Here is a 25,038-nt window from a genome sequence, read left to right on the forward strand (position 1 = left end):
CCGGCGCCTGGGCGCCGGTCTTTCGGGTGTCGCTGCGGAAACCGGAGTCAGCTCCCGGCTGAGCCTGCCACTCAGTGCGGCTGGTTCAGGGTCAGGCGCATGTGACGGTTCACATCCTTGTACAGCAGGTAGCGGAAGCGACCGGGGCCACCGGAGTAGCAGGCCTGCGGGCAGAAGGCGCGCAGCCACATGAAGTCGCCGGCTTCCACTTCGACCCAGTCCTGGTTCAGGCGGTACACCGCCTTGCCTTCCAGCACGTACAGGCCGTGTTCCATCACGTGGGTCTCGGCGAACGGAATCACGCCGCCCGGCTCGAAGTTCACGATGTTCACGTGCATGTCATGGCGCATGTCGGCCATATCGACGAAGCGGGTGGTGCTCCAGCGGCCTTCGGTGTCCGGCATCACCTTCGGCTCGATGTCCTGCTCGTTGGTGACGAAGGCCTCGGGCAGCGGTACGCCGTCGACTTTCTGGTAGTGCTTGCGGATCCAGTGGAAGCGGGTGTGCTGGCCGCTGGTGTTGCGCACCTTGTAGTCGGCGCCCGGCGGAATGAACGCATAGCCGCCCGGCTGCATCTTGTGCACTTCACCCTGCAGGGTCAGGGTCAGCTCGCCTTCGACGATGAACAGCACCGCTTCGGCGTTGATGTCCTGCTCGGGCTTGTCGCTGCCGCCCTGGGGCGCCAGTTCGACGATGTACTGCGCGAAGGTCTCGGCGAAGCCCGACAGCGGGCGGGCGATGACCCACATGCGCATGTTGTCCCAGAAGGGCAGGTGGCTGGTGACGATGTCACGCATCACGCCCTTGGGGATCACGGCATAGGCTTCGGTGAACATGGCGCGGTCGGTGAGCAGCTCGGTCTGTGCCGGGTGCCCGCCGTGCGGCGCGTAATAAGTGGATTTGGCCATGGGGTAATTCCTCATTGTTGTCTTGCTGCCCGGCGCGTGCGGCGCCGTGGTGAGCAATTGGTGCAGAGCGGCGCGCTGTCGGTGCGCTGGCCGTCGCTGGAAACCACGATATCCAGCAGCGTGTTCATGCACAAATTAAATGTTGGAATCCGCTGTATTCAATTTATGAATGCGATGGTGGTGGAGCTCAGCCTTTCGTGTCCTGCGCCAGAACCCGCGACAGCACCCGCGCCAGCTCCTTCACCATCGGGTCCACCGCCGGCCGGTGGAGCATCGCCACTTCGAACACGTCCACCGAGGGTAGCCCGATATTCTTCGGCAGCACGGCGTGCTCCGTGGTCACCGCGCGCTGCGGCAGCAGACCGATGCCCATGCCGTCGGCGATGGCCGACTGGATGCCGGAGAGGCTCGAACTGGTGAAACTGATGTGCCAGCGCCGACCAATGGATTCCAGCGCGGTGATCATCTCGTCGCGGTACACCCCGCGCGGCGGGAAGGTCACGATGGGCAGCGGGTCCAGCTCGATGCAGGCGTTCTTCGCGCTATCCACCCAGCGCGTCTTCTCCGGCCAGCAGGCCACCGCCTCGCGGGCGTTCTGCCGCTGCTTGAGCAGTACCAGGTCCAGCTCGCCACGGTCATAGCTGGCGGACAGATCACGGCTCAGCCCGCTGGTGACTTCCAGCTTCACCTGCGGATAGCGGCGGTTGAACGCGGCCAGTTGCTCGGTGGTGCGCCCGGTGGCGAAGTCGTCCGGCACGCCGATGCGCACTGTCAGCGCCACCGTGGCGCCGGACAGCGCCTCGAGCATCTCGTCATTCAACGCCAGCAGGCGCCGGGCATAGCCCAGCAGCGTGTCGCCGGCATCGGTGGGCAGCACATCGCGGTTGCCGCGTTCGAGCAGCCGGTGCCCGGCCATTTCCTCGAGCCGGCGAATCTTCTGGCTGACGGTGGACTGGGTCGAGTGCAGGCGCGTAGCGGCCGTGGTGAAACTGCCGCAGTCGGCCACCGTGACGATGGCGCGGAGCAGATCGAGGTCAAAGAGACGGGTATTCGGTTTATCACTGTCGCTCATGGCGGTATCGGAAATCTGAATGCGATACCGCTTTCTAGCAGCTCAGCCCGAGCCCCGGCAAATCACCTGGCGCCGCCGACGCTCAGAAGTCGACTGTCTTCGCCCAGGGATCGCTGACGCTGCTACCGCGCCGGTCGCCCTTGCGGCGGTCGTCTTCGAAGCGGATGGTTTGTCGTCGGTCGGCGCTGCAACGGCGCTCGGTGTGGCGGGTGTCGATCTGGAACTTGGCCCTGGGCTTGGCCGGCATTGCCGCAACGGGCGCTGCGGCGGGTTCCATGGGAACCAGGCTGAGCTCATCACCGTTCAGGTCATCGAAATTGAAATCACTGAGGTCGAAATCGTCGTCGAGATTCATCACGCGTCGCTCCACTGCAATACCCTCAGAGGTGAGCGTAGAAGCGTAGTGGCGTTGCGCCGTATCAGCCGACGGACTGCACGTCAGACGTTTCCTTCAGCGCGATCTAGACTCCAGAAGCTGACCCTACCGGGGGAATCACACGGAGTGCGTCTTCATGAAACGTCTACCGCTGTCCCTGCCGGTGCTGGCTGCTGTCGCCGCGTTGTCCGGTTGCATGAGTAACGAAGAGTTCCTTGCCTCGAACCAGCAGGCCGCGATCAGTGCCACTGAATCACGGGCGAAGTTCGAGCTCAATTGCGAGTCGGTCACCAGCAGCGTGTTGTCGAGCAAGGTCACCCAGGTGCGCCGTGCCATGGAGCGCACCGAATACACCATCGGCGTGCGCGGCTGTAACAAGCAGGCGACCTACATCACTTACTGCCTCAACCCCACCACCTGCAACGCCATCGCCGATACGGCGCGGACCAGTTCGCCGTAAGTCACCTGGGATGGGGTGTTTGTGGTCCATCCTGATTCGCTTTCCTAGTCGCCGATCAATCCAGCCAGCTGTGCCAGGCCAGCCGGATCGCGCCGTCCTGCAAGGGCAGCAGGGTCAGGTTCGGGGCCTGGCGCAGGTCGGTGACCAGTTGGCTCCAGGCGGCGGAGTCGTCGCTGGGTTCGCGGCGCAGAGTGATGCCGAGGTTCTTCAGGGTGGTCGGGTCTGCCAGCAGGGCGTTCACGCGGGCGGACAGCTGGTTGTAGGTTGCGGCGTGCATGGGAGGCCTCCGGTTCGGGGTGGATGGAAATACTGTATGTAAATACAGTATTTCTTGTAAAGGCCTGGGTGATCGTTGGTAGGCTGATTTCTGAAGGACGTTAAATCGGGAGCTCTGGGGCGGTGCTTGGAGTGATGGTCGGCGTTTGCTCAGGGGGCAGCCCCTGGGAGCTGTGGGTTTGCGGGGTGTCTTGTTGCTATCGTTCTGAAAATGGAACGCTAGAAGTGAATTTTGCCGTCTGGTGGAACAAGGGTGTCGAATTTAATCTTTGTTCCATGCAGTGACGCACTGCAAACGAGTCCAAACCTTCCCGGCCCAGCCGGCACCCACTGAAAGCAAATCGAGGATTTCACCATGACCAACGCCACCTACAACCGCCTGGACAAAGACAACGCCGCCGTACTGCTGGTCGACCACCAGGCCGGTCTGCTCTCGCTGGTCCGTGATATCGATCCGGACAAGTTCAAGAACAACGTGCTGGCGCTGGGCGACATGGCCAAATTCTTCAACCTGCCGACCATCCTCACCACCAGCTTCGAAACCGGCCCCAACGGCCCGCTGGTTCCCGAGCTGAAGGCACAGTTCCCGGACGCGCCGTACATCGCTCGCCCCGGTCAGATCAACGCCTGGGACAACGAAGACTTCGTGAAAGCGGTGAAGGCCACTGGCAAGAAGCAGCTGATCATCGCCGGCGTGGTGACCGAGGTCTGCGTGGCGTTCCCGGCGCTGTCGGCCCTGGCGGAAGGTTTCGACGTCTTCGTGGTGGCGGATGCGTCCGGCACCTTCAACGAGATGACCCGCGACGCCGCCTGGCGCCGGATGGAAGCCGCCGGTGCGCAACTGATGACCTGGTTCGGGGTGGCCTGTGAGCTGCACCGCGATTGGCGCAACGATGTCGAAGGGCTGGCGGCGCTGTGCTCCAACCACATCCCGGATTACCGGAATCTGATGACCAGTTACAACGCGTTTGCGGCTGGCAAGTAATAGCCCGCTGAAATGAAAACCGGAGCCTCCTTTGGGGCTCCGGTTTATTCGTTGCGAGTTTGCATGGTGCTCCCTGTAGGAGCGGGCCATGCCCGCGATCCGTCGGCAGGGCCGACGTTTTCTTTTGCTGTGGTGTTGCAGGGCTGTTGCTGCTGCTGCTGCGTTGGCTTGGGTATTCCAGCGCCGCTTCGGTGTGCGCTCGGGCTTCGTGTTTCGCCCCCTCGGGCGAGTCCCTTTTGTCAAACGCCACAAAAGGAACCAAAAAGGCTTGCCCCGGACATCCGGTTTTTCGCTTGGGGCGAAAAATTCCCTCGTTGAATTGAAGTTTCAGGGGCACGCGCTGACGGGCCATCCCTGGCCCGACAGCGCTCTCGCGACATCCATGTCGCTCAACCCCTGAAACTCCAATTCAACGAGGCCTCCTGAACGGGGCAGGTCGGAGTGCGCTGGTATTTCTCTGGAAGCCTTCAGAGCCAGAGCCAAAGCCAGAGCCGGGGATTGGCAGGTTGGGCTTTTCGTAGGAGCGAGCTTGCTCGCGAACAGCTTTTGGCTCCTGCACTTTCTTTTAATGTCTTCCAGAGAACTATCCACACGCGCCGAAGTGCCCCTTTCAGGAGGCCGAAGGTGATCGGAGTTTCAGGGGGAGAGCGGCATGGATGCCGCGGAAGCCGCGACTGGCCAGGGATGGCCCTTCGCGGCGGCCCCCTGAAACTCCGAAGAACCGAGGGTACTTTTCGCGAAGCGGAAAGCCGGATGTCAGGGGCAAGACCTTTGCCTTCTTTGGGGCGTTTGCCAAAGAAGGTCGCCCGAGGGGGCGAAACAAGAAGCCCGCGCGCACGCCGAAGCGGCGCAGAAACACCCATTCCGAAGCAACCGACCAACACCGGCGAAGAAACAGACGCCGGCCCTGTCGGCGGATCGCGGGCATGGCCCGCTCCTACAGGGGAGTCAGCAGGTCAACGGAAGAGCAGAGCGATGGGTATCGCTCCGCTCCACACCATCCTACGTCGTGCTCTCCGGCCCGAGGCTCAGCTCGGGCCAGTTCTGGTAGGGCACCCAGGTCACGCCCTGCCACTTCAACACCGACAACGTCGTCGTCCCCCGCAGGAGCTCCCGTCTCGGCTCGCCAGCATCCAGCCGATGCTGGTCCCGCAACGCCGGGATCACATGCTGCGACAACCACTGCCGCACGCTGCGATTCTCCGGATGGAAGTAGTGAATCAACGCCGCATACACCGCCGACTCGCTGATCAGCAGCTCATCGACGTAATCGCCGCTGCCATCGCGCACCCAGGCGCGGCGGAACTGGTCGTCGTCCAAGTTGCGCTCCACGCGCTCGGCCAGCCATGGAACACCGATCAGCCGGCCCAGGTCGTGGGCGCAGAACCAGCACTGGTCTTCCAGCAGCACGGCGCGCAGCAGGCGCTTGTGGCGGATGAATTCGGTGGGGATCAGGAACTCTTCAGACATGGCGCACCTCCGGGAAGGAGGGAGAAGAGGGCGGGTACAGCGAAGCGCCTTCGGGGCGAAGGCTGGGGGGGGATAGGCATTTCCATTACCTCTACGTGATGTGGCCAGCTTTCTTAGGGCTGGGTGCCGGGAGCTAAGAAACCCCACGTAGAGGGCCGGACGTATTCCCCTTTCGGGTCTTGTATTAGCCCACTCCCGACGTCGCAGAGAGTTTTTCGAGGACGAATGAATCCAGCGTGCTCGAAAAAGCCGCTTAACTTTCGGGAGCGGTCTGGCCGCTACGTGACAGGCGTTTCTTAGGCGCCGGGCGGAAGGGTAGGGGGTTGGTGACGACGGGTCAACACGGGCAGAAAGTAATTTCTTGCATTTCACTCCTTGGATACTGTTAGTTAAATTCATGATAAAAGTTGTAAAAAATTTACTTTGTGAATAATTTTATATAGAGCTTAAGTCTTCAAGGATTTTACTGACGGTTATTTTGTTGGTGTTGCTAGTGTTGTTTATTGATGTCTTTATTTCGCTCAGTCTTTCCTTGAGGTAGGAGTCCTTTGATACTTGGCTTCTCAGCGCTCTATCTATCCAGCGGTCCAGAGTGCCAAAAGCCTTAAAGTAGTCGCTGTAAGAGTCCAGTATCCTCTTTTTATATTCGTTCTTCTGACCATCTCTTTCGTATTTTAGATTTTGAGCTATCTGCGATATTGAATCCTTGATATTTTCGTAGCCGTCGATGACTTTTGAGAGGTCTTCAATTTTTCTTTGTATTTTCTCAAGTTCGGACTCTAGCCATTCGTCAAACTGAAGTCCCACGAATTCTTCTTTCAGGCGATTTTCAATTTCATCAGTGGTGATGTCATGTATGAATATGTCTCTTTGAAGCTTGCTTAGGTCAAGAGATTTTTTCCCGTTATTGTGGATCTCTCTCGCTATGTATAGGCAGATCGGGATTAAACAGATGTTGAATGCGGCTTCAATTTGATACTGAGCATATATTTTTGTGGATATTCCCAGTGCGATTTTGTAGGTTGCAAATATTCCAGCTGCAGCAAAGGTGACGATAAAAAGAGTCGAGAGAAATTTGTGAGCAGCACTTCTTTGAGCGATGGAAAGAGATGATACATCGGGCATTTCTTTCTTTGAGGCTAAGCTGATTTCAGCCGTAAAAAGCAGGGCAATGATTACCGAGAGCGTGTAGCCGCAAAGTTTCGAAAAGCCAGCTGTGCTTGAGGGTTCAAAAAAATAAGTGGATAGAAAAGAGAGGAAAATTGCGGGAGAAAATACGATTGCTAGCCCGGGCGTGATGTTGATGTTTCTAGTGGCAGGAGAGAATCTGTAGTCGAGGGCGCTCCTCGAGTTTGATGAGTAGTTCTGTATTAGCATAATCGCGCATACGGCAATAATGGAGAATGGTGAAAGTAACTCAATAAATTGTGCAGATGTTTCTGCATTCTCTTGCAGGTCAGTGATTTTTCCTATTATTTGCCAGGCAATATAGATTACGCCGGCTCCGATGCCCCATAACGTAATTCCATTCTTGCTTTCTTGTGTTTTTTGTTGCTCTTGTAGAGCTTGTATGTATTGTATAAGGCTTTCTTTTTTATTCATCTTTTCACCATGAAAAAAGCCCCGCACAAGGCGGGGCTTTTTGTCTTTCTATCACTGCCCCAAAAATCCATTTCGGTCTACAGCGTTTCTAATGGTCTTGACTTGCGGTGGTGCTACTACTTCCGTCAGTCCCAGCTCAGCGCGCCGCCGGTCTGGTACTCGATCACGCGGGTCTCGAAGAAGTTCTTCTCTTTCTTCAAGTCCATGATTTCGCTCATCCACGGGAACGGGTTGCTGGTGCCCGGGTATTCCTCTTTGAGGCCGATCTGGGTCAGGCGACGGTTGGCGATGAACTTGAGGTAGTCCTCCATCATCGCGGCGTTCATGCCCAGTACGCCACGCGGCATGGTGTCGCGAGCGTATTCGATCTCCAGCTGGGTGCCCTGGAGGATCATCTGGGTGGCCTCGTCCTTCATCTGGGCATCCCACAGGTGCGGGTTTTCGATCTTGATCTGGTTGATCACGTCGATGCCGAAGTTCAGGTGCATGGATTCGTCGCGCAGGATGTACTGGAACTGCTCGGCAGTGCCGGTCATCTTGTTGCGGCGGCCCATGGAGAGGATCTGGGTGAAGCCGCAGTAGAAGAAGATGCCTTCCAGGACGCAGTAGTAGGCGATCAGGTTGCGCAGGAACTGGCGGTCGGTCTCCGGGGTGCCGGTTTCGAACTTCGGATCGGAGATCGAGCGGGTGTACTTGAGGCCCCAGGACGCTTTCTTAGCGACCGAAGGAATCTCGTGGTACATGTTGAAGATTTCGCCCTCGTCCATGCCCAGCGACTCGATGCAGTACTGGTAGGCGTGGGTGTGGATCGCTTCTTCGAAGGCCTGGCGCAGGATGTACTGGCGGCACTCGGGGTTGGTGATCAGGCGGTAGACGGCCAGCACCAGGTTGTTGGCGACCAGGGAGTCGGCGGTGGAGAAGAAGCCGAGGTTGCGCATGACGATGCGGCGCTCGTCTTCGGACAGGCCGTCCTTGCTCTTCCACAGAGCAATGTCGGCGTTCATGTTCACTTCCTGGGGCATCCAGTGGTTGGCGCAACCATCCAGATACTTCTGCCAGGCCCAGTCGTACTTGAAGGGTACGAGCTGATTGAGGTCGGCGCGGGCGTTGATCATCTGCTTGTCGCCGACTTGTACGCGGGCGGCGGAGCCTTCGAGATCGTCCAGGCCTTCCTGGATGTCCAGGGCGTCGAGGGCCTGCTTGGCGCGGGCGACGGCGTCGGAGTCGTCGGCGGATACGGCGCGCGCTTCTTCGACGGAGCCAGCGGCGTCGGCGTCGAGTTTGTCAGCGTTCTGCGCGGCGGCCTGGGCGACGGCCGGGGCGGCCTTGGCTTCGGTGGCGTCTTCTTTGTCGAATTCGTCCCAGCTCAGCATGGGTCCTCTCCTGTTCTGGATGGCCGTTCTAGGGCGGCCTGATGTCTGGTGGCGTGTGGTGCACGCTAAGAGCTTGTGCGTCTTCCGTCCTGCGCGGTGCGCGGCGGAGGAGGCTGTTGTTCGGTGGGGAAAAGGGGCCCGGAAGAGCCCCTCACCCTAGCCCTCTCCCAGAGGGAGAGGGGACAGTCCGTGCGGTCTGCCGTTTCGGTGTCAGCGCCGCTTTCGCGGCGCGCTCACCTTATTGGCAGGCTTCGCAATCAGGATTGTCGATGGAGCAGGCTTGCGGGACCGGAGCCGGCTGCGGCTCGGCAGCGGCGGCTTGCAGGCCTTCGTTGCCACCGGCCGACACGGCGTTGAGCTTGCCGGTGTTGATGGTGGACTTCTCGGTGCTGGTAGCGGCCAGGGCACGGAGGTAGTAGGTGGTCTTCAGACCACGGAACCAGGCCATGCGGTAGGTCACGTCGAGCTTCTTGCCCGAGGCGCCGGCGATGTAGAGGTTCAGCGACTGGGCCTGGTCGATCCACTTCTGGCGGCGGCTGGCGGCGTCGACGATCCACTTGGTCTCGACTTCGAAGGCGGTGGCGTACAGGTCCTTCAGGTCTTGCGGGATGCGCTCGATCTGCTGCACGGAGCCGTCGTAGTACTTCAGGTCGTTGACCATGACCGGGTCCCACAGGCCGCGCACTTTCAGGTCGCGAACCAGGTAGGGGTTGATCACGGTGAACTCGCCGGAGAGGTTCGATTTCACGTACAGGTTCTGGTAAGTCGGCTCGATGGACTGTGATACGCCGGTGATGTTGGCGATGGTCGCGGTCGGCGCAATGGCCATGATGTTCGAGTTACGGATGCCTTTCTGTACGCGGGCACGTACCGGAGCCCAGTCGAGGGATTCGGTCAGGTCGACGTCGATGTACTTCTGGCCACGGGCTTCGATGAGGATCTGCTGGGAGTCCAGCGGCAGGATGCCCTTGGACCACAGGGAGCCGTCGAAGGTCTCGTAGGCGCCACGCTCGTCGGCCAGGTCACAGGAAGCCTGGATGGCGAAGTAGCTCACCGCTTCCATGGACTTGTCGGCGAACTCGATGGCAGCGTCGGAGCCGTAGGCGATGTGCTGCAGGTACAGCGCGTCCTGGAAGCCCATGATGCCGAGGCCTACCGGGCGGTGCTTGAGGTTCGAGTTGCGAGCCTGCGGGACCGAGTAGTAGTTGATGTCGATAACGTTATCGAGCATGCGCACGGCGGTCTTCACGGTCTTCTCGAGCTTGGCGGTGTCCAGCTTGCCGTCGACGATGTGGTTGACCAGGTTGATCGAGCCCAGGTTGCAGACCGCGATCTCGTCCTTGTTGGTGTTCAGGGTGATCTCGGTGCACAGGTTCGAGCTGTGGACCACGCCCACGTGCTGCTGCGGGCTGCGCAGGTTGCACGGGTCCTTGAAGGTCAGCCACGGGTGGCCGGTCTCGAAGAGCATGGAGAGCATCTTGCGCCACAGGTCCTTGGCCTGGACGACCTTGAACACCTTGATCTTGTTGTACTCGGTCAGGGCTTCGTAATACTCGTAGCGCTCTTCGAAGGCCTTGCCGGTCAGATCGTGCAGGTCCGGAACTTCGGACGGGGAGAACAGGGTCCACTTGCCGTCGTCGAAGACGCGCTTCATGAACAGGTCCGGAATCCAGTTCGCGGTGTTCATGTCGTGGGTGCGGCGACGGTCGTCACCGGTGTTCTTGCGCAGCTCGAGGAATTCCTCGATGTCCAGGTGCCAGGTTTCCAGGTAGGCGCAGACGGCGCCCTTGCGCTTGCCACCCTGGTTGACGGCGACGGCGGTGTCGTTCACCACTTTGAGGAACGGAACCACGCCCTGGGACTTGCCGTTGGTGCCCTTGATGTAGGAGCCCAGCGCGCGGACCGGAGTCCAGTCGTTGCCCAGGCCGCCTGCGAATTTGGACAGCATGGCGTTGTCGTGGATGGCGTTGTAGATGCCCGACAGGTCGTCCGGAACGGTGGTCAGGTAGCAGCTGGAGAGCTGCGGACGCAGGGTGCCGGCGTTGAACAGGGTCGGGGTCGACGACATGTAGTCGAACGAGGAGAGCAGGTTGTAGAACTCGATGGCGCGAGCTTCACGGTCCTTCTCTTCGATGGCCAGGCCCATGGCCACGCGCATGAAGAAGACCTGCGGCAGTTCGAAACGGATGCCGTCCTTGTGGATGAAGTAGCGGTCGTACAGGGTCTGCAGGCCGAGGTAGGTGAACTGCTGGTCGCGCTCGTGGTTGATCGCGGCGCCCAGTTTGGCCAGGTCGTAGCCCTTGAGCTTGCTGTCGATCAGCTCGAACTCGGAGCCTTTCTCTACATAGGCAACCAGGGCCTGCGCGTAGAGGTCAGCCATCTCGTGGTGAGTGGCGCTCTCGGCGACGCCGAGGAAGCCCAGGGCTTCGGCGCGCAGGGTGTCCATCAGCAGACGGGCGGTGACGTAGGAGTAGTTCGGCTCGCGCTCGACCAGGGTACGGGCAGTCATCACCAGGGCGGTGTTGACGTCCTTCTCGGCTACGCCGTCGTACAGGTTCTTCAGGGTTTCGCGTTCGATCAGGGCGCCATCGACTTCGGCCAGGCCTTCGCAGGCTTCGCGGATGATGGTCTGCAGGCGGCCCATGTCCAGCGGCTGGGTGCTGCCGTCGGCCTTGGTGATGCGGATGCTCGGGTGCGGCTGGGCGATGTCGCTGGCGGTGCCGGCGGTCTTGCGCTCGTTGGCACGGGCTTCGCGGTAGATCACGTAGTCGCGGGCGACTTTCTGCTCGCCGGCGCGCATCAGGGACAGTTCGACCTGGTCCTGGATTTCTTCGATGTGGATGGTGCCACCGGAGGGCATGCGGCGCTTGAAGGTCGCGGTGACCTGTTCGGTCAGGCGGCGCACGGTCTCATGGATGCGCGACGAGGCGGCGGCGGTGCCGCCTTCCACGGCGAGGAACGCCTTGGTGATGGCTACGGTGATCTTGTCATCGGTGTAGGGAACTACGGTGCCGTTGCGCTTGATCACGCGCAGCTGGCCGGGCGCAGTGGCAGCCAGATCCTGAGCGGATTCGGCCGCCGTGGGCGCTGCGGCCTGCGGGTTCTCGCGAGTGGTGTCGATTTGCATGGGTGGTTGTCTCCACGTTCTCGTAATTTGGTGTGTTGCTGACGCCGGGGCGCCGTTCCTAGATAAAAAGAGCAAAAAGAGCAGTCGCCCGCGATTGCAGCCGCGAGCTGGAATTCTTCTGGAACAGGGGGAATGACCCGAAGCGCCTCCCTGGCCCATCTCGGGTGCCGGCTTTACGGGCCGGGACCACAATACCTAGTGGTGTTGAACGTTACGTTGCAACACCCGTACCGCATTTCCATCGACATGAATCGCTCCTTGCGGGTGGGCCCGCCTGGCACATCAGTACGTCTGGAATACGTTGTGGTGGAACCGGAGGAGCCGTGGAACAGGCTCGGGATTTCGACTTTCTTCTTGTGTCCGGTTCGCTGCTGCAACCCCAAGATGTAGGGGTATACCGCAACGGGGATACAAGATAATGCGCTAAGGGGGTGTTTGCAAGGCGGGGAGACGGGGAAAAGCTGTGGATAAAATGTGCATGGAATGTGGGTGAAGCGGGGTAACTCGCGCTATCCCTGATGCTGTCTGCCTTTCACCGTTCGTCGTGCCTGGCGACAGATTTTTCACACGCGTAGGGGGCGCTGCACGGGGAGGAACACTACCACAATATATAGTGTTTCTGGCGCAGCAGCCCTTGACCTTTTTGCGTAATGCCTGTTTACGCCGTTGGCGTGCGGCGGCGCTGGCAATCTGGCTACAATGCCGGCCGCTTTTGCGGGCTCTCTATAGTTAGGGGGCCCGTGCTCGCTCATGGCGCATCAGGAGGCAAGGTGGAACAAGAAGCGCGCATTCTCATCGTCGAGGACGACCAGCGACTGGCCGAGTTGACCCAGGATTACCTGGAGAGCAACGGCCTGGCGGTGTCCATCGAGTCCCATGGCGGCAAGGCGGTGGAGCGGGTGCTGGCCGAACGGCCGGACCTGGTGGTGCTCGACCTGATGCTGCCGGGTGAGGATGGGCTGTCCATTTGCAAGCGCCTGCGCCCGGACTATGACGGGCCGATCCTGATGCTCACCGCGCGTACCGACGACATGGACCAGGTGCAGGGCCTGGAGATGGGCGCCGACGACTACGTGTGCAAGCCGGTGCGCCCTCGCGTGCTGCTGGCGCGCATCCGCGCCCTGCTGCGCCGCAGCGAGCCGGCCGAAGCCGCGCCTGTGGTGGGCGGCAAGCGCCTGACCTTCGGCAAGCTGGTGATCGACAACGCCATGCGCGAGGCCTGGCTGGACGAGCAGACCATCGAGCTGACCAGCGCCGAGTTCGACCTGCTTTGGCTGCTGGCGGCCAACGCCGGGCGCATCCTCTCCCGCGAGGAAATCTTCAACTCCCTGCGCGGCATCGAGTACGACGGCCAGGACCGCTCCATCGACGTGCGTATCTCGCGCATCCGCCCGAAGATCGGCGACGACCCGATGCACCCGCGCCTGATCAAGACGGTGCGCAGCAAGGGCTACCTGTTCGTCGGGGAACTCTGAGCCGTGAGCGCCGTGCCACCGTTCCCCGAGCTGCACGGCGAACGCTTCCGCCTGCGGCCTTTCACCGATGCTGACCAACCGGCGGTGTTCCGCGCGCTGTCGCATCCCGAGGTGATCCGCTACTACGGCGTCTCCTACGCGACGCTGGAAGCCACCCGCGAGCAGATGGAATGGTTCGAGCGCATCTATAAGGAAAGCAGCGGCATCTGGTGGGCGATCTGCCGGCCGGATGCGCCCGAGGACATCCTCGGCGGCTGCGGCTTCAACAACTGGCAGCAGGAACATCGGCGCCTGGAACTGGGCTATTGGCTGCTGCCCGAGCACTGGGGACAGGGCGTGATGGGCGAGTGCCTGCCGCTGATCTTCCGCCACGCCTTCCGCGAAATGAACGTGCACCGCATTGAGGCCGAGGTGGAAACGGAGAACCTTGCCAGCGGCCGCCTGCTGCTGCGCCAGGGGTTCACGCTGGAAGGCCGGCGCCGTGAGTGCGAGGTGAAGGACGGGGCGTTCCTCAGCCTGGACAACTATGGGTTGCTCGCGCCAGCGGCAGAGTCCCGGCCATGAAATCCATCTTCCTGCGCATCTACGGCGGCATGCTGCTGACCCTGGTGGCGGTCGCAGCGCTGGCGGTGTTGACGCTGCACCTGGTCAACGACGTGCGTGGTGAGCGCTACCGCGAGGACCTGGCGCGCGGCACCTTCCGCCTGATGGCGGATGAGTTGCTGCCCATGAGCGAGGTGGACCGCAAGCGTGCGCTGAGCCAGTGGAGCCGCCTGCTGGGCATCCCGCTGAAGCTCACCAGCCTGGACGCGCTGGGCATGGAAGGGCGCAGCCGGGCGCGGCTGATGAACGACCAGGTGCTGGTGCAGGCCGGTGCGCCCCATGAAGTGAAGGTGATGACCCAGGTGAGCGCAGCGGAAGGGCTGGTCCTCGCCGGCGAGGTGGAGCAGGTCAGCGAGCAGCTGGCGCGCGCCACCATCTACCTGCTGATGGACGAGCTCAAGCGCTACCCGGCCAGCGAGCAGCCCTATCACCTGGCGCGCATCGTCCGCGACAAGCGTTTCGGCTTCGAGGTGCACCTGCTGCGCCTGAAGGAAGTCGATCTGGACGACGACCAGAGCCGTCGTGTGGAGGAGGGCGACACGGTGATGGCGCTGGGCAAGGGCGGCGATTCGATCCGCGTGCTCTCCGGCATCCTCGACACCCCCTGGGTGCTGGAACTGGGGCCGATCTACCAGATGAACCCGTACCCGCCGCAGCTGCTGACGATCATCGTGGTGGTCGCGCTGACCCTGATCGGCCTGACCCTGTACCTGCTGATCAGCGGCCTGGAGCAGCGCCTGCGCGGCCTCGAATCCGCCGCCACGCGTATTGCCCGCGGCAGCCTGGATACCCGCGTGGAGGTACGCGGCGCGGACTCGGTGGGGCGCCTCGCCGGGGCCTTCAACCACATGGCCGAGCAGTTGCACCTGCTGCTGACGGTGCAGCGCGAGCTGGTGCGCGCGGTGTCCCACGAGCTGCGCACGCCGGTGGCGCGGTTGCGCTTCGGGCTGGAGATGATCGAGTCCGCCGAGACCGACAAGGCGCGACGCAAGTACATGGAAGGCATGGATGGCGACATCCAGGACCTCGACCAGCTGGTGGACGAGATGCTCACCTACGCGCGGCTGGAGCAGGGCTCGCCGGCGCTGAGCTACCAGCGTATAGAGCTGGGTGCGCTGGTGGAGCAGGTGGTGTCGGAGATCGCTCCATTGCGCCGGGAAATCACCGTCACCTGCGAGGCGGGTGCGCTGGTGCCGTTCGACCAGGGCAGCTGGATCGAGGCGGAGCCGCGCTACCTGCATCGCGCGCTGCAGAACCTGATGACCAACGCGCTGCGCTACGCCGAAGGGCGGGTGCGCATCAGTTACCGGGTGAGCGTGGACCGCTGCCAGGTGGACGTGGAGGACGACGGCCCCGGCGTGCCGGAAGCGCAGTGGCACCGGCTGTTCCAGCCGTTCTTCCGCGCCGACGACAGCCGCGCGCGGGTTACCGGCGGGCATGGGCTGGGGCTCTCCATCGTGCGGCGGATCATCCACTGGCACGGCGGCCGCGCGCAGATCGCCAAAAGCGAAGTGCTGGGCGGCGCGTGCTTCACGCTGATGTGGCCACGCCGCCAGGCGCCGAAGGTCGAAGACAGTATTTGACCTTGAAGTCAAAAAATGCAGAATGCTGCGGTGCCATCACGGGTGGATGGCAGTCGCCGCGTCACTCTGCATGCCTTCCCTACGGTAAATAGCCCTTCCGGGATCACTCTCTCTTAGGGGGTATTGCAGAGTCACCGGTATCGTTATGTAATTTTTGCTATAACGATCGCTTGCAGGCACGGCAGGCGGACCTGTCAGCGACAGGCCCGCACAGGGTTTCAGGCAGGAACACCGAGGATCACATGGGACGCTTTGATCACTGCAGTCGCCTTCACGCCGGCCGCCAGGCCCAGCTCGCTGACCGCATCGCGGGTGACCACGGCCACCACTTCGGTGCCGCCCGGCAGGCTCAGCACGACTTCGGCATTCACCGCGCCGTCGGTGACCGATTTCACCGTGCCGGCCAGGCAGTTGCGCGCGGACAGGCGGATGCCGTCGGCCTCGGTCATCAGCATCACCCAGGGCGCCTTGACCAGCGCGATGACTTCCTTGCCCTGGGCAAGACTCAGGCTCTTCACGCTTTCCTCGGTGACGATCGCCACCAGCTCGCTGCCGCCGGGCAGGGCAACCACGACTTCCGCGTTGACCGCACCGTTGCGCAGTTGCTTGACGCTGCCCTTGAACACGTTGCGTGCACTGACCTTCATGAACTGACTCTCCTTGAACGTTTTGAATGGCCGACTTATCGCCGGACGTAACACGGGGCTGAACCGAGTTTATAGACCAGTCCTGACAGATCGAAGTTTTAAAACAACACCCACTGGAGCCTCACGATGAAACACCGCTTCGCAAGTCTTTCCCTGCTGGTCGCTTCCTGCTTCACCCTGCACTCGGCCCTGGCCGATGAAGTGCAGGTTGCCGTCGCCGCCAACTTCACCGCGCCGATCCAGGCGATCGCCAAGGACTTCGAGAAGGACACCGGCCACAAGCTGGTCGCCGCCTACGGTGCCACCGGCCAGTTCTACACCCAGATCAAGAACGGCGCGCCGTTCGAGGTCTTCCTCGCCGCCGACGACACCACGCCGAAGAAACTCGAGGAAGAGAAGGAAATCGTCCCCGGTTCGCGCTTCACTTATGCCGTGGGCACCCTGGCGCTGTGGTCGGCGAAGGACGGCTACGTCGACGCCAAGGGCGACGTGCTGAAGAAGAATGAGTACAAGCACCTGTCCATCGCCAACCCGAAGGCCGCGCCCTACGGCCTGGCAGCGACCCAGGTGATCGACAAGCTCGGCCTGAAGGACAAGGTCGCCGGCAAGATCGTCGAAGGCCAGAACATCACCCAGGCCTTCCAGTTCGTCTCCACCGGCAACGCGGAGCTGGGCTTCGTGGCGTTGTCGCAGATCTACAAGGATGGCAAGGTGACCAGCGGTTCCGCCTGGATCGTCCCGGCCGACCTGCATGACCCGATCCGCCAGGACGCGGTGATCCTCAACAAGGGCAAGGACAGTGCCGCCGCCAAGGCGCTGGTCGAGTACCTGAAAGGGCCGAAGGCCGCTGCGGTGATCAAGTCCTACGGTTACGAACTCTAAGCCTTCAAGGAATAGCGATGCCCCTCACGCAGGAGGATTTCCTGGCCATCCGGCTCACCATCGAGCTGGCCGCCCTGAGCACTTTGATCCTCCTGCTGATCGGCACGCCGATCGCCTGGTGGCTGTCGCGCACCCGCTCCTGGCTGAAAGGTCCGCTGGGAGCGGTGGTGGCGCTGCCGCTGGTGCTGCCGCCGACGGTGATCGGCTTCTACCTGCTGATCACCATGGGGCCTCACGGCGTCATCGGCCAGGCGACCGAGAGCCTGGGGCTGGGGCGCCTGCCGTTCACCTTCGCCGGGCTTGTGGTGGGCTCGGTGTTCTATTCGCTGCCCTTCGTGGTGCAGCCGTTGCAGAACGCCTTCGAGGCCATCGGCAACAAGCCGCTGGAGGCCGCCGCGACCTTGCGCGCGAGCCCGCTGGATACCTTCTTTTCCGTGGTCCTGCCGCTGGCGCGGCCGGGCTTCATCACCGCCAGCATCCTCGGCTTTGCCCACACGGTGGGCGAGTTCGGGGTGGTGCTGATGATCGGTGGCAACATCCCGGGCAAGACCCGCGTGGTGTCGGTGCAGATATTCGATCACGTCGAGGCCATGGAGTACGCCCAGGCGCACTGGCTGGCCGGCGGCATGGTGATCTTCTCCTTCTTCGTCCTGCTGGCGCTCTACGCGAGTCGCCGCAGCCGGTCGGCCTGGGCCTGAGGTGGGCATGTCGCAAGAGCTTTCCGCGCGTGCCATCGAGGCCCGCTTCCAGATCGCCTATCCGGGCTTCAGCCTCGACGTCGACCTGCAGCTGCCGGGCAAGGGTGTGACTGCACTGTTCGGCCATTCCGGCTCCGGCAAGACCACCTGCCTGCGCTGCGTGGCGGGCCTGGAGCGCGCGCCGCTCGGCCGGCTGGTGGTCAACGGCGAGGTCTGGCAGGACAGCGCCAGCGGCGTGTTCCTGCCGCCGCACAAACGGGCACTGGGCTATGTGTTCCAGGACGCCAACCTGTTCGAGCACCTGTCGGTGAAGCGCAACCTCACCTACGGCATGAAGCGCGTGCCGCGCGACCAGCACCGAGTCGAGCTGGAGCAAGCCACCGAGCTGCTGGGCATCGGCCATCTGCTGGAGCGCATGCCGGGTCACCTCTCCGGCGGCGAACGCCAGCGTGTCGGCATGGCCCGCGCGTTGCTGACCAGCCCGCGCCTGCTGCTGATGGACGAGCCGCTGGCGGCGCTGGACCTCAAGCGCAAGGCGGAAATCCTGCCGTACCTGGAGCGCCTGCACGACGAGCTGGATATCCCGATTCTCTATGTCAGCCACTCGCCGGATGAAGTGGCGCGGCTGGCCGATCACCTGGTGCTGCTGGACCAGGGCAAGGCCATCGCCAGTGGCCCGGTGGTGGAAACCCTGGCGCGCACCGACCTGCCCATCTCCCATCTGGAAGACGCCGGTGTGGTAATCGACGGCCAGGTGCTGGGGCACAACGCCGACTACGGGTTGCTGACCCTGGCGCTGCCCCACTGCGAGCAGCGCATCCGCCTGGCCCACGCGCCGATGGACAAGGGCAGGGCGCTGCGCATCAAGGTGCAGGCGCGGGACGTCAGCCTGAGCCTGGAGCCGGCGGCCCACAGCAGCATTCTCAACGTGCTGCCGGCGACGGTGGTCGAGATAGTGCCGACGGACAACCCGGCGCACCTGCTGGTGAAGCTGGATGTGGCCGGCACGCCGCTGCTGGCGCGGATCACCCGCTACTCCCACGACCAGCTCGGCCTGCACGCCGGGCAGGAAGTTTGGGCGCAGATCAAATCGGTGGCGTTGCTGGCCTGAGACTGCGCCTGCCTCTCGTAGGATGGGTATCGCTGCGCTCCACGCCATCCTGCAGATGCCTCCTGACGTCCAGCTTTGCGGATAGATCAGAAACAAAAAGGGCGGCCAGTGGCCGCCCTTTTTCGTTTCACTCCACGCCTTACAGCAGCGGAATGGTGTAGCTGACGATCAGGCGGTTCTCGTCCTGATCGCGCTGGCTCGGCACGCCCGCGGTGCTGGTTGCCGGCAGGCCGCTGCGCATGGCGGCGTTCTTCCAGGCCAGGCCCAGGCCCTTGAAAGTGCCTTCCGGGACCACGTAGCCCAAGGCGATATCGCGTTCCCACTCACCCTTGTCGCCTTGCTTGGTGTCGATGTTGTCGGCGTTCAGGTAGAGCACGCTGAAGGTCAGGCCGGGCATGCCGAGGTCGGCGAAGTCATAGGCGTAGCGACCGATCCAGGTGCGCTCGCCGGCACGGTTGAACTTCAGCAGTTGGGCGTCGGAGATCAGGTAGGTGCTGGTGCCTTCGCCGTCGCCGCGGTTGAGGTAGGGGAAGTCGCTGTCGCCGGTCATGGTCTGGTAACCGGCGCCGATGCTGTGGCCGCCCAGGGAGTAGGTGAACATGCCGCTGTAGACGTTGTTGTCCACTTCGCCCTTCAGGCTGTTGCCGCCGTAGTAACCGCTGCTGACGTAGCCGTCGGCGCGGCCGGAAGCGCTGCCGTTCTTGCCGTCGGAATCGCTGATGAAGACGCGGATGTCGGACTTCAGGGTACCCGTTCCTACAGCCAAGCTATGGACGAGGCCGAGGTAGTTCTGCTTGTAGAAGTTGTCCAGCTCGCCGTAGTAGTACGACAGGGTCAGGTTCTTGCTGGCCTTGTAGTCGCCGCCGGCGAAGTAGAACTTGTTGCTGTCGCGCGAAGAGGCGCTGCTGCCGTTGGCGCCGGCGATGGACATGCTGCGCCAGTCGGTGGAGTTGCGGCCCTTGGTGTGGGTCAGCTGGCCGCCGGTCAGGGTCAGGTTGTCGATGTCGGTGGAGGTGACCTGGCCACCTTCGTAGGTCATCGGCAGCAGGCGGGCGTCGTTGTAGACCACCACCGGCAGCTTGGGCTGCAGGGTGCCGTAGCGGAATTCGGTCTTGGAGATCTTCGCCTTGGCAGTCATGCCGAGGCTGCTGAATTCGTCGACGGCGCTGCCATCGCTCTCCAGCGGGAAGATGGTGCCGGGCTGGCGATCCACGCCGGCCTTGCCGGACTTGCCGCCGCCGTCCAGGCGCACGCCGAGCAGGCCCAGGGCGTCGACGCCGAAGCCCACGGTGCCCTGGGTGAAGCCCGAGGAATAGTTGAGCATGAAGCCCTGGCCCCATTCTTCCTGCTTGCTGGGCGAGGCGGGGCCGTTGCGGTTGTCGGTGTTGATGTAGAAGTTGCGCAGGGTCAGGCTGGCCTTGCTGTCTTCGATGAAGCCGCCGGCGTGTGCCGATTGCGCGATGAGGCCGAGCGAGCTGGCGGCAATGGCGAGCGCCAGGGTGTTTCTGGTCATTACGTTTGCTCCGATGGTCATTTCTTTTTGTGGGGACCCCAAGAACCAGACGTTGCCGTTTGGCTGTATAAGATTCTATATACCGATAGGCCTGCTGACGATTCCTCTGAAGGCAAAATCTGAGGATCAAAAGAGGTACGGGGACGTCTGGATGGCGTGCATGACGCCAAATTCTGACTTTTAAGTCAAGACTTTCAGATGTGTCTGTCGGTCGCGGCGGTCAGGCGCTGCCCTTGACCGAAGGAATGGCCACCAGGCTCAGCAGGCGTTCATCGAACAGGCTGAACTGCCCGTCGATCTCCTTGCCGTGGTGCCATTCCTCCGACAGGTCGGTGAGCAGGCGCAGGCGCGCATGGCCCCCGGCGGACCAGCTCAGCAGCTCGGCGTGCTCGAAGTAGAAGCGCTTGCGTACCAGCGGGAAGAGCGCCTTGAACAGGCTTTCCTTGAGGGAAAAGGTCAGGGTGACCTGCAGCGCCGCCTGCTGCGGATCGAGGCGCGCCAGTTCGTCCGGCGTGAGGATTTCAGCGGCCAGTCGCTCCGCTCGTGCGGTTTCCAGGCGGTTCTCCACGTCCAGGCCGAGCCCGCGCCAGCAACTGTCACGGGCGACAATGGCCGCCGCCCAGCCGTCACCGTGGGTGATCGAGCCGCAGAAGCCCGTCGGCCAGACCGGCGCACGTTCCTCGTCGGTGCCCGGTACCCAGGCCGTCGAGCCTGCGGCCAGCAATGCCGCGCGGGCGCAGATGCGCCCCGCCAGGTACTCGGCCTGGCGCTTGGCGACGGAGCGCTGGATGTTGGCCGGCGCCTCGACCTGGCTCAGGGAAAAGTCCCCGGCCTGCAGGCGCTGGCGGTCGAAGCGGGTGCTGCGCAATTGAATGCCTGCCAGCGGGGTGGGCAGGGGCCAGTCGGCATCGAGGGGGGTGCAGAAGTCGGGGAGGGCAGTCATGGGAGCATTCTGCCGCGCCAGAACGTGGCTCACCAGTCACGCGGCACTTACATTCGTTTGCAAACCTTCACCAAAGGCGTACGGATTCGTCTGACAAGCTTTGTCACACTGCACGCCGCGTTCCCTAGGGGACGCAGGTGAGGTTGTTGTTGGAGTGCCGCCAAGGCGGGCTCTGACCTTAGACACTTGATTGAGTGCGGGAGCCCGAATGGGCTCCCGTTTTTTATTGCCTGCGATTTATGACGCGTCCGGTTTGACGTCGAAGATTTCCTTGAAGAACGCCTGCAGGTCCGCCCAGGACTTCTGGTCGGCGGTCTTGTCGTAGCCCACGTCCAGGCCGTGCCCCTTGTGCTTGTCGGCGTCCGGGCTGGTGAAGCTGTGCTTGGCGCCAGGCTGGATCACCAGCTTGTAGTCGGCCTTGGCGTTGTCCATTTCTGTCTTGAATGCCGCAACGCTCTCGGCCGGTACCAGGGTGTCGGCGCCGCCGTGCTCGACCAGTATCTTCGCCTTGATCTGCCCCGGCTGCGCCGGCGTCTGGGTCGCCAGCACGCCGTGGAAGCTGGCCACGCCGGCCAGCGGCAGGCCGGCGCGGGCCATGTCCAGTACCACCTTGCCGCCGAAGCAGTAACCGATGGCGGCAATCTTGCTCGGGTCGGTCTGCGGCTGTTTCTTCAACAGCTCCAGGCCGGCCTGGAAGCGCGCCTTGGCGGCGTCGGCATTCTTCAGCGCCTCGGCCATGAAGGCCTTGGCATCGTTGGGATGGTCGGTGTGCTTGCCTTCGCCGTACATGTCGATGGCCAGGGCGCTGTAGCCCAGTTCGGCGAGCTGCCGCGCGCGGCTTTTCGCGTAGTCGTTCAGGCCCCAGAATTCGTGGACGACGATGACGCCGGGACGGATGCCGGACTTGGCGTCGTCGTAGGCGAAGTAACCGATCATCTTCGTGCCGTCAGTGGATTCGTAGGGGATTTCCTGAGTCTTGATCGCGGCTGAAGCGCTGGCCGCGAAGGCGAACAGCAGCAAGGCAGTGAGCAGGCGCATGAGGTTTCTCCGTGGCGATGGCGGATGGCGGAAACCATGACGATAGCCGCTGATGCGGAAAACGCCTGTGCAGCCTGTACGCGGCCGCTCAAGGGCGCGGTTGTCCGCCAGAAGATGGGGAAGCCATATGGATGAAAAGTCCGACAGCCTCGTCTACCCTTGCGCCCATGTCCTGACCCGCGAAGCGATAGGCCGATGTTGGACCTGAGCACCTGGAATCTGACCATTCCCCAACGCGGCCCGGCCGCGACCATTTCCACGGCGAAACTCGGCCGTGACTACGAGAGCCCGTATTTCCGCCGCAGCACCGATGGCGTGGAGTTCTGGGTGCCGGTGAACGGCGCCCACACCAGCGGCAGCGAATATCCCCGTACCGAACTGCGCGAGACCAAGCCCGACGGCCGCCTGGTGACCTGGCGCTATCCTCTGGCGGAGAACCTGATGGTCGCCACCCTGCGCGTGGAATCCGTGCCCTCCAGCCGGCGCATGGTCATCGGGCAGATCCACAGCAACGGCAGCGGCAGCGCCGAGGCCCTGCCGCTGGTCAAGCTGGTCTACCAGCAGCGCCTGGACAAGGCGCGGGTACAGGCGCTGGTTCGCGATCGGCCGGACGACATCACCACGCGCACCTATACCGTCTATGACGGCATTGCGCTGGGCGATACCTTTACCTACCGGCTGGGCGTGTCCAGTAGCGGGGTGCTGAGCGTGCAGGTCGAGGGCGGCCAGGTCAGCCAGCAACTGGATACGAAATGGGCCTACCAGGGCCTGTACTTCAAGGCAGGGCTCTACCTGCAGGACAATCGCGGGCCCGCCAGCGAGGGCGGGCGCGCCACCTTCACCGATCTGAGCATTCGACACCAATGAAGACTTCCTCCATCGCGCGCCGCGCGTCCCTGGCCTTGTCCCTGCTGCTCCCGGCGGCATTGGCGCAGGCAGCGCCGGGCGACGATTTCGGCTCCTGCCTGAACCGCCTGCAGGGCGCAGCCCAGGCCAAGGGCGTCAGCGCCGCCAGCTTCGCGCAGTTCACCCAGGGCCTGCAGCCGGACATGAGCGTGCTGCCGCTGCTGGACGCCCAGCCCGAGTTCACCACGCCGATCTGGGACTACCTGGCCGGGCTGGTGGACGACCAGCGTGTGGCCGACGGCAAGGCGCGCATGGCCGAGCATGCCGACCTGCTGCGCAAAGTCGCGGCGCGCTATCAGGTCGACCCGGCCACGGTGGTCGCGGTGTGGGGCGTGGAGAGCGATTACGGGCGCATCACCGGCAAGCGCCCGCTGCTGGTGTCGCTGTCGACGCTGTCCTGCTACGGGCGGCGCCAGTCGTTCTTCCAGGGTGAGTTCATCGCCACCCTCAAGCTGCTGCAGCAGGGCGATATCCGCGACAGCGGCATCACCGGTTCCTGGGCGGGCGCCTTTGGCCAGACGCAGTTCATGCCCTCGACCTACGCGCGCATCGCCGAGGACTTCGACGGCGACGGTCATCGCGACCTCGTCGGCAGCACCGCCGATGCCCTGGCGTCCACCGCCAACTACCTGCGCAAGGCCGGCTGGCGCGAAGGGCAGCCGTGGGGCTACGAAGTGAAACTGCCGGCGGGCTTCGACGCCTCGCTGGCCGGGCGCACCAAGCGCCGTGCGCTGTCCGACTGGACCAGCCGTGGCGTGAAGCGCGTCGACGGCAAGCTGATCCCGAGCATCGATTCCAAGGCCGCCATCCTGCTGCCGGCGGGCGCCAACGGCCCGGCTTTCCTGGTGCTGCGCAACTACGACGCGATCTATTCCTACAACGCGGCGGAAAGCTACGCGCTGGCCATTGCCTTGCTGTCCGATCGCCTGCGTGGCGAGCAGGGCCTGCGCACGCCCTGGCCGACCGATGATCCGGGCCTGAGCCGGGCGCAGCGCAAGGAGCTGCAGGAGTTGCTGATCCAGCGTGGCTACGACATCGGCCAGCCCGACGGCATGATCGGCGACGTGACGCGCAAGGCGATCCAGCAGGAGCAGAACAAGCGCGGTATGACGCCAGCGGACGGTCGCGCGGGGCAGAAGATCCTCAAGGCGTTGCAGGGCGGCTGAGCATCCCGTCAGCTCCAGCAAAGCCCCGGCCTGTGCCGGGGCTTTGCATTTCTGTAGGAGCGAAATTTCCTACAGCCAGGTCGTTCAGCATTGGTTCAGCAGTCCGACAGGTTCGGTTCAGTGCCCCCCTCGTAACCTACTCCCCGTCAACACATTACAGACATCCTTGACGGGAGAATCCCCATGAAAGCCATGAAGAAAATCGCCCTCGCCACCGCCATTCTCGGTGCCAGTGTCGCCGCTACCGCAGCCAATGCCGCCGATACTTTCGTCGGTATGACCTGGGGTGAAACCAGCAACAACATCCAGAAGTCCGACGCGCTGAACCGCAACCTCGGCAACCCGAAATTCGACAGCGTGATCAACAACAGCGGCACCTGGGGCGTACGCGCCGGCCAGCAGATGGAGCAGGGTCGCTACTACGTCACCTATGAAAACGTCTCCGACACCGAGAACGGCCTGAAGCTGCGCCAGCAGAACCTGCTCGGCAGCTACGACGCCTTCCTGCCGCTGGGCGACCAGGGCACCAAGCTGTTCGGCGGCGGCACCGCCGGCCTGGTCAAGCTGGAGCAGGACTCCAAGGGCTACAGCCGCGACAGCGATGTGGGTTACGCCATCGGCGCCCAAGCCGGTATCCTCCAGGAACTCGGCAAGAACGCATCCGTAGAAGGCGGCTACCGTTACCTGCGTACCAACGCGAGTACCGAGATGAGCCCGCACGGCGGCGGCAAGGTGGGATCCCTTGACCTGCACAGCAGCTCCCAGTTCTACCTGGGTGCCAACTACAAGTTCTGACCGGTACCGCAACCGGGCCCCGCGTGGCC

24 protein-coding genes are annotated in these 25,038 nt (G+C 62.8%); 12 read left to right on the forward strand and 12 right to left on the reverse strand.

Annotated elements, in window-relative coordinates; genetic code table 11:
- Positions 1-71: 71 nt before the first annotated feature.
- The 3 genes from IB273_RS21755 to IB273_RS21765 form a co-directional block, all read right to left on the reverse strand.
- The gene (locus IB273_RS21755) at positions 72-908 is read right to left on the reverse strand and encodes a bifunctional allantoicase/(S)-ureidoglycine aminohydrolase (RefSeq protein WP_151186420.1); all 837 of its coding nucleotides are present in this window, start codon (positions 906-908) and stop codon (positions 72-74) included.
- 187 nt (positions 909-1,095) lie between these two features.
- Entirely contained in the window at positions 1,096-1,980 is an 885-nt protein-coding gene (locus IB273_RS21760; protein WP_192224999.1) for a LysR family transcriptional regulator, read from the reverse strand.
- 82 nt (positions 1,981-2,062) lie between these two features.
- Entirely contained in the window at positions 2,063-2,335 is a 273-nt protein-coding gene (locus IB273_RS21765; RefSeq protein ID WP_192225000.1) for a hypothetical protein, read from the reverse strand.
- Positions 2,336-2,492: 157 nt separating this feature from the next.
- Here IB273_RS21765 and IB273_RS21770 point away from each other — a divergent pair, with 157 nt between their 5' ends.
- Positions 2,493-2,816 carry a hypothetical protein gene (locus IB273_RS21770; protein WP_081518058.1) on the forward strand — a complete coding sequence of 108 codons (324 nt, stop codon included), beginning with the start codon at positions 2,493-2,495 and terminating at the stop codon, positions 2,814-2,816.
- A gap of 55 nt (positions 2,817-2,871) precedes the next feature.
- On the opposite strand, the gene IB273_RS21775 is transcribed toward IB273_RS21770, so the two are convergent.
- Complete coding sequence (locus IB273_RS21775) at positions 2,872-3,093, reverse strand: DUF1654 domain-containing protein (RefSeq protein WP_024763117.1); 222 nt, start codon at positions 3,091-3,093, stop codon at positions 2,872-2,874.
- Between the two features lie 354 nt (positions 3,094-3,447).
- On the opposite strand from IB273_RS21775, the gene ycaC reads away from it, so the two are divergent.
- Positions 3,448-4,077, forward strand: coding sequence for an isochorismate family cysteine hydrolase YcaC (gene ycaC, locus IB273_RS21780; RefSeq protein ID WP_192225001.1), 630 nt, complete (start codon positions 3,448-3,450; stop codon positions 4,075-4,077).
- Between the two features lie 88 nt (positions 4,078-4,165).
- Positions 4,166-4,477, forward strand: coding sequence for a hypothetical protein (locus IB273_RS21785; RefSeq protein ID WP_192225002.1), 312 nt, complete (start codon positions 4,166-4,168; stop codon positions 4,475-4,477).
- Between the two features lie 602 nt (positions 4,478-5,079).
- Here the strand turns inward: IB273_RS21785 and IB273_RS21790 are convergent.
- The 4 genes from IB273_RS21790 to IB273_RS21805 all read right to left on the reverse strand — a co-directional run bounded on the left by IB273_RS21790 (position 5,080) and on the right by IB273_RS21805 (position 11,649).
- Positions 5,080-5,547, reverse strand: a complete 468-nt coding sequence (locus IB273_RS21790) for a Bro-N domain-containing protein (RefSeq protein ID WP_192225003.1) — start codon at positions 5,545-5,547, stop codon at positions 5,080-5,082.
- 435 nt (positions 5,548-5,982) lie between these two features.
- Entirely contained in the window at positions 5,983-7,149 is a 1,167-nt protein-coding gene (locus tag IB273_RS21795; RefSeq protein ID WP_192225004.1) for a hypothetical protein, read from the reverse strand.
- A gap of 125 nt (positions 7,150-7,274) precedes the next feature.
- On the reverse strand, positions 7,275-8,522 hold the full coding sequence (locus IB273_RS21800) for a ribonucleotide-diphosphate reductase subunit beta (protein WP_081518061.1): 1,248 nt from the start codon (positions 8,520-8,522) through the stop codon (positions 7,275-7,277).
- 238 nt (positions 8,523-8,760) lie between these two features.
- Positions 8,761-11,649: a ribonucleoside-diphosphate reductase subunit alpha gene (locus IB273_RS21805; protein WP_081518062.1), complete on the reverse strand. Its 2,889-nt coding sequence runs from the start codon at positions 11,647-11,649 to the stop codon at positions 8,761-8,763.
- Positions 11,650-12,419: 770 nt separating this feature from the next.
- Between IB273_RS21805 and IB273_RS21810 the strand changes: the two genes are divergently transcribed.
- From IB273_RS21810 to IB273_RS21820, 3 genes are read left to right on the forward strand one after another with little or no spacing between them, the layout of a single operon-like run.
- Positions 12,420-13,124 carry a response regulator gene (locus IB273_RS21810; protein WP_081518063.1) on the forward strand — a complete coding sequence of 235 codons (705 nt, stop codon included), beginning with the start codon at positions 12,420-12,422 and terminating at the stop codon, positions 13,122-13,124.
- Between the two features lie 3 nt (positions 13,125-13,127).
- On the forward strand, positions 13,128-13,688 hold the full coding sequence (locus IB273_RS21815; RefSeq protein WP_192225005.1) for a GNAT family N-acetyltransferase: 561 nt from the start codon (positions 13,128-13,130) through the stop codon (positions 13,686-13,688).
- The gene (locus tag IB273_RS21820) at positions 13,685-15,310 is read left to right on the forward strand and encodes an ATP-binding protein (protein WP_225610224.1); all 1,626 of its coding nucleotides are present in this window, start codon (positions 13,685-13,687) and stop codon (positions 15,308-15,310) included. The genes IB273_RS21815 and IB273_RS21820 overlap by 4 nt, the downstream gene beginning before the upstream one ends.
- Positions 15,311-15,528: 218 nt before the next feature.
- On the opposite strand, the gene IB273_RS21825 is transcribed toward IB273_RS21820, so the two are convergent.
- A complete protein-coding gene (locus IB273_RS21825) occupies positions 15,529-15,957 on the reverse strand; it encodes a TOBE domain-containing protein (RefSeq protein ID WP_081518066.1) in 429 nt (142 codons plus the stop codon).
- A gap of 126 nt (positions 15,958-16,083) precedes the next feature.
- On the opposite strand from IB273_RS21825, the gene modA reads away from it, so the two are divergent.
- Genes modA through modC form a run of 3 tightly spaced genes read left to right on the forward strand, consistent with a single transcriptional unit; the run spans position 16,084 to position 18,648 of the window.
- A complete protein-coding gene (gene modA, locus IB273_RS21830; RefSeq protein ID WP_192210214.1) occupies positions 16,084-16,839 on the forward strand; it encodes a molybdate ABC transporter substrate-binding protein in 756 nt (251 codons plus the stop codon).
- An 11-nt stretch (positions 16,840-16,850) separates the two neighbouring features.
- Positions 16,851-17,537, forward strand: a complete 687-nt coding sequence (gene modB / locus IB273_RS21835) for a molybdate ABC transporter permease subunit (protein WP_138212850.1) — start codon at positions 16,851-16,853, stop codon at positions 17,535-17,537.
- 7 nt (positions 17,538-17,544) lie between these two features.
- Positions 17,545-18,648, forward strand: coding sequence for a molybdenum ABC transporter ATP-binding protein (modC, locus tag IB273_RS21840; RefSeq protein ID WP_151186428.1), 1,104 nt, complete (start codon positions 17,545-17,547; stop codon positions 18,646-18,648).
- 139 nt (positions 18,649-18,787) lie between these two features.
- Here modC and IB273_RS21845 read toward each other — a convergent pair whose 3' ends face one another.
- The 3 genes from IB273_RS21845 to IB273_RS21855 all read right to left on the reverse strand — a co-directional run bounded on the left by IB273_RS21845 (position 18,788) and on the right by IB273_RS21855 (position 22,142).
- Positions 18,788-20,161 (reverse strand): OprD family porin, encoded by a 1,374-nt coding sequence (locus tag IB273_RS21845; RefSeq protein ID WP_192210216.1) that lies wholly within the window; start codon positions 20,159-20,161, stop codon positions 18,788-18,790.
- Between the two features lie 220 nt (positions 20,162-20,381).
- Complete coding sequence (locus IB273_RS21850; RefSeq protein ID WP_192225006.1) at positions 20,382-21,104, reverse strand: 4'-phosphopantetheinyl transferase family protein; 723 nt, start codon at positions 21,102-21,104, stop codon at positions 20,382-20,384.
- Between the two features lie 237 nt (positions 21,105-21,341).
- On the reverse strand, positions 21,342-22,142 hold the full coding sequence (locus IB273_RS21855) for a dienelactone hydrolase family protein (RefSeq protein ID WP_081518071.1): 801 nt from the start codon (positions 22,140-22,142) through the stop codon (positions 21,342-21,344).
- Positions 22,143-22,337: 195 nt separating this feature from the next.
- Here IB273_RS21855 and IB273_RS21860 point away from each other — a divergent pair, with 195 nt between their 5' ends.
- The 3 genes from IB273_RS21860 to IB273_RS21870 all read left to right on the forward strand — a co-directional run bounded on the left by IB273_RS21860 (position 22,338) and on the right by IB273_RS21870 (position 25,009).
- A complete protein-coding gene (locus IB273_RS21860; RefSeq protein ID WP_081518072.1) occupies positions 22,338-23,009 on the forward strand; it encodes a polysaccharide lyase family 7 protein in 672 nt (223 codons plus the stop codon).
- On the forward strand, positions 23,006-24,214 hold the full coding sequence (locus IB273_RS21865; protein WP_192225007.1) for a lytic murein transglycosylase: 1,209 nt from the start codon (positions 23,006-23,008) through the stop codon (positions 24,212-24,214). The genes IB273_RS21860 and IB273_RS21865 overlap by 4 nt, the downstream gene beginning before the upstream one ends.
- A gap of 183 nt (positions 24,215-24,397) precedes the next feature.
- Positions 24,398-25,009 (forward strand): outer membrane beta-barrel protein, encoded by a 612-nt coding sequence (locus IB273_RS21870; protein ID WP_192225008.1) that lies wholly within the window; start codon positions 24,398-24,400, stop codon positions 25,007-25,009.
- The last annotated feature ends 29 nt before the right edge of the window (positions 25,010-25,038 follow it).

This window comes from Pseudomonas sp. PDM19 (assembly GCF_014852215.1).
Taxonomy (GTDB): Bacteria; Pseudomonadota; Gammaproteobacteria; order Pseudomonadales; family Pseudomonadaceae; genus Pseudomonas.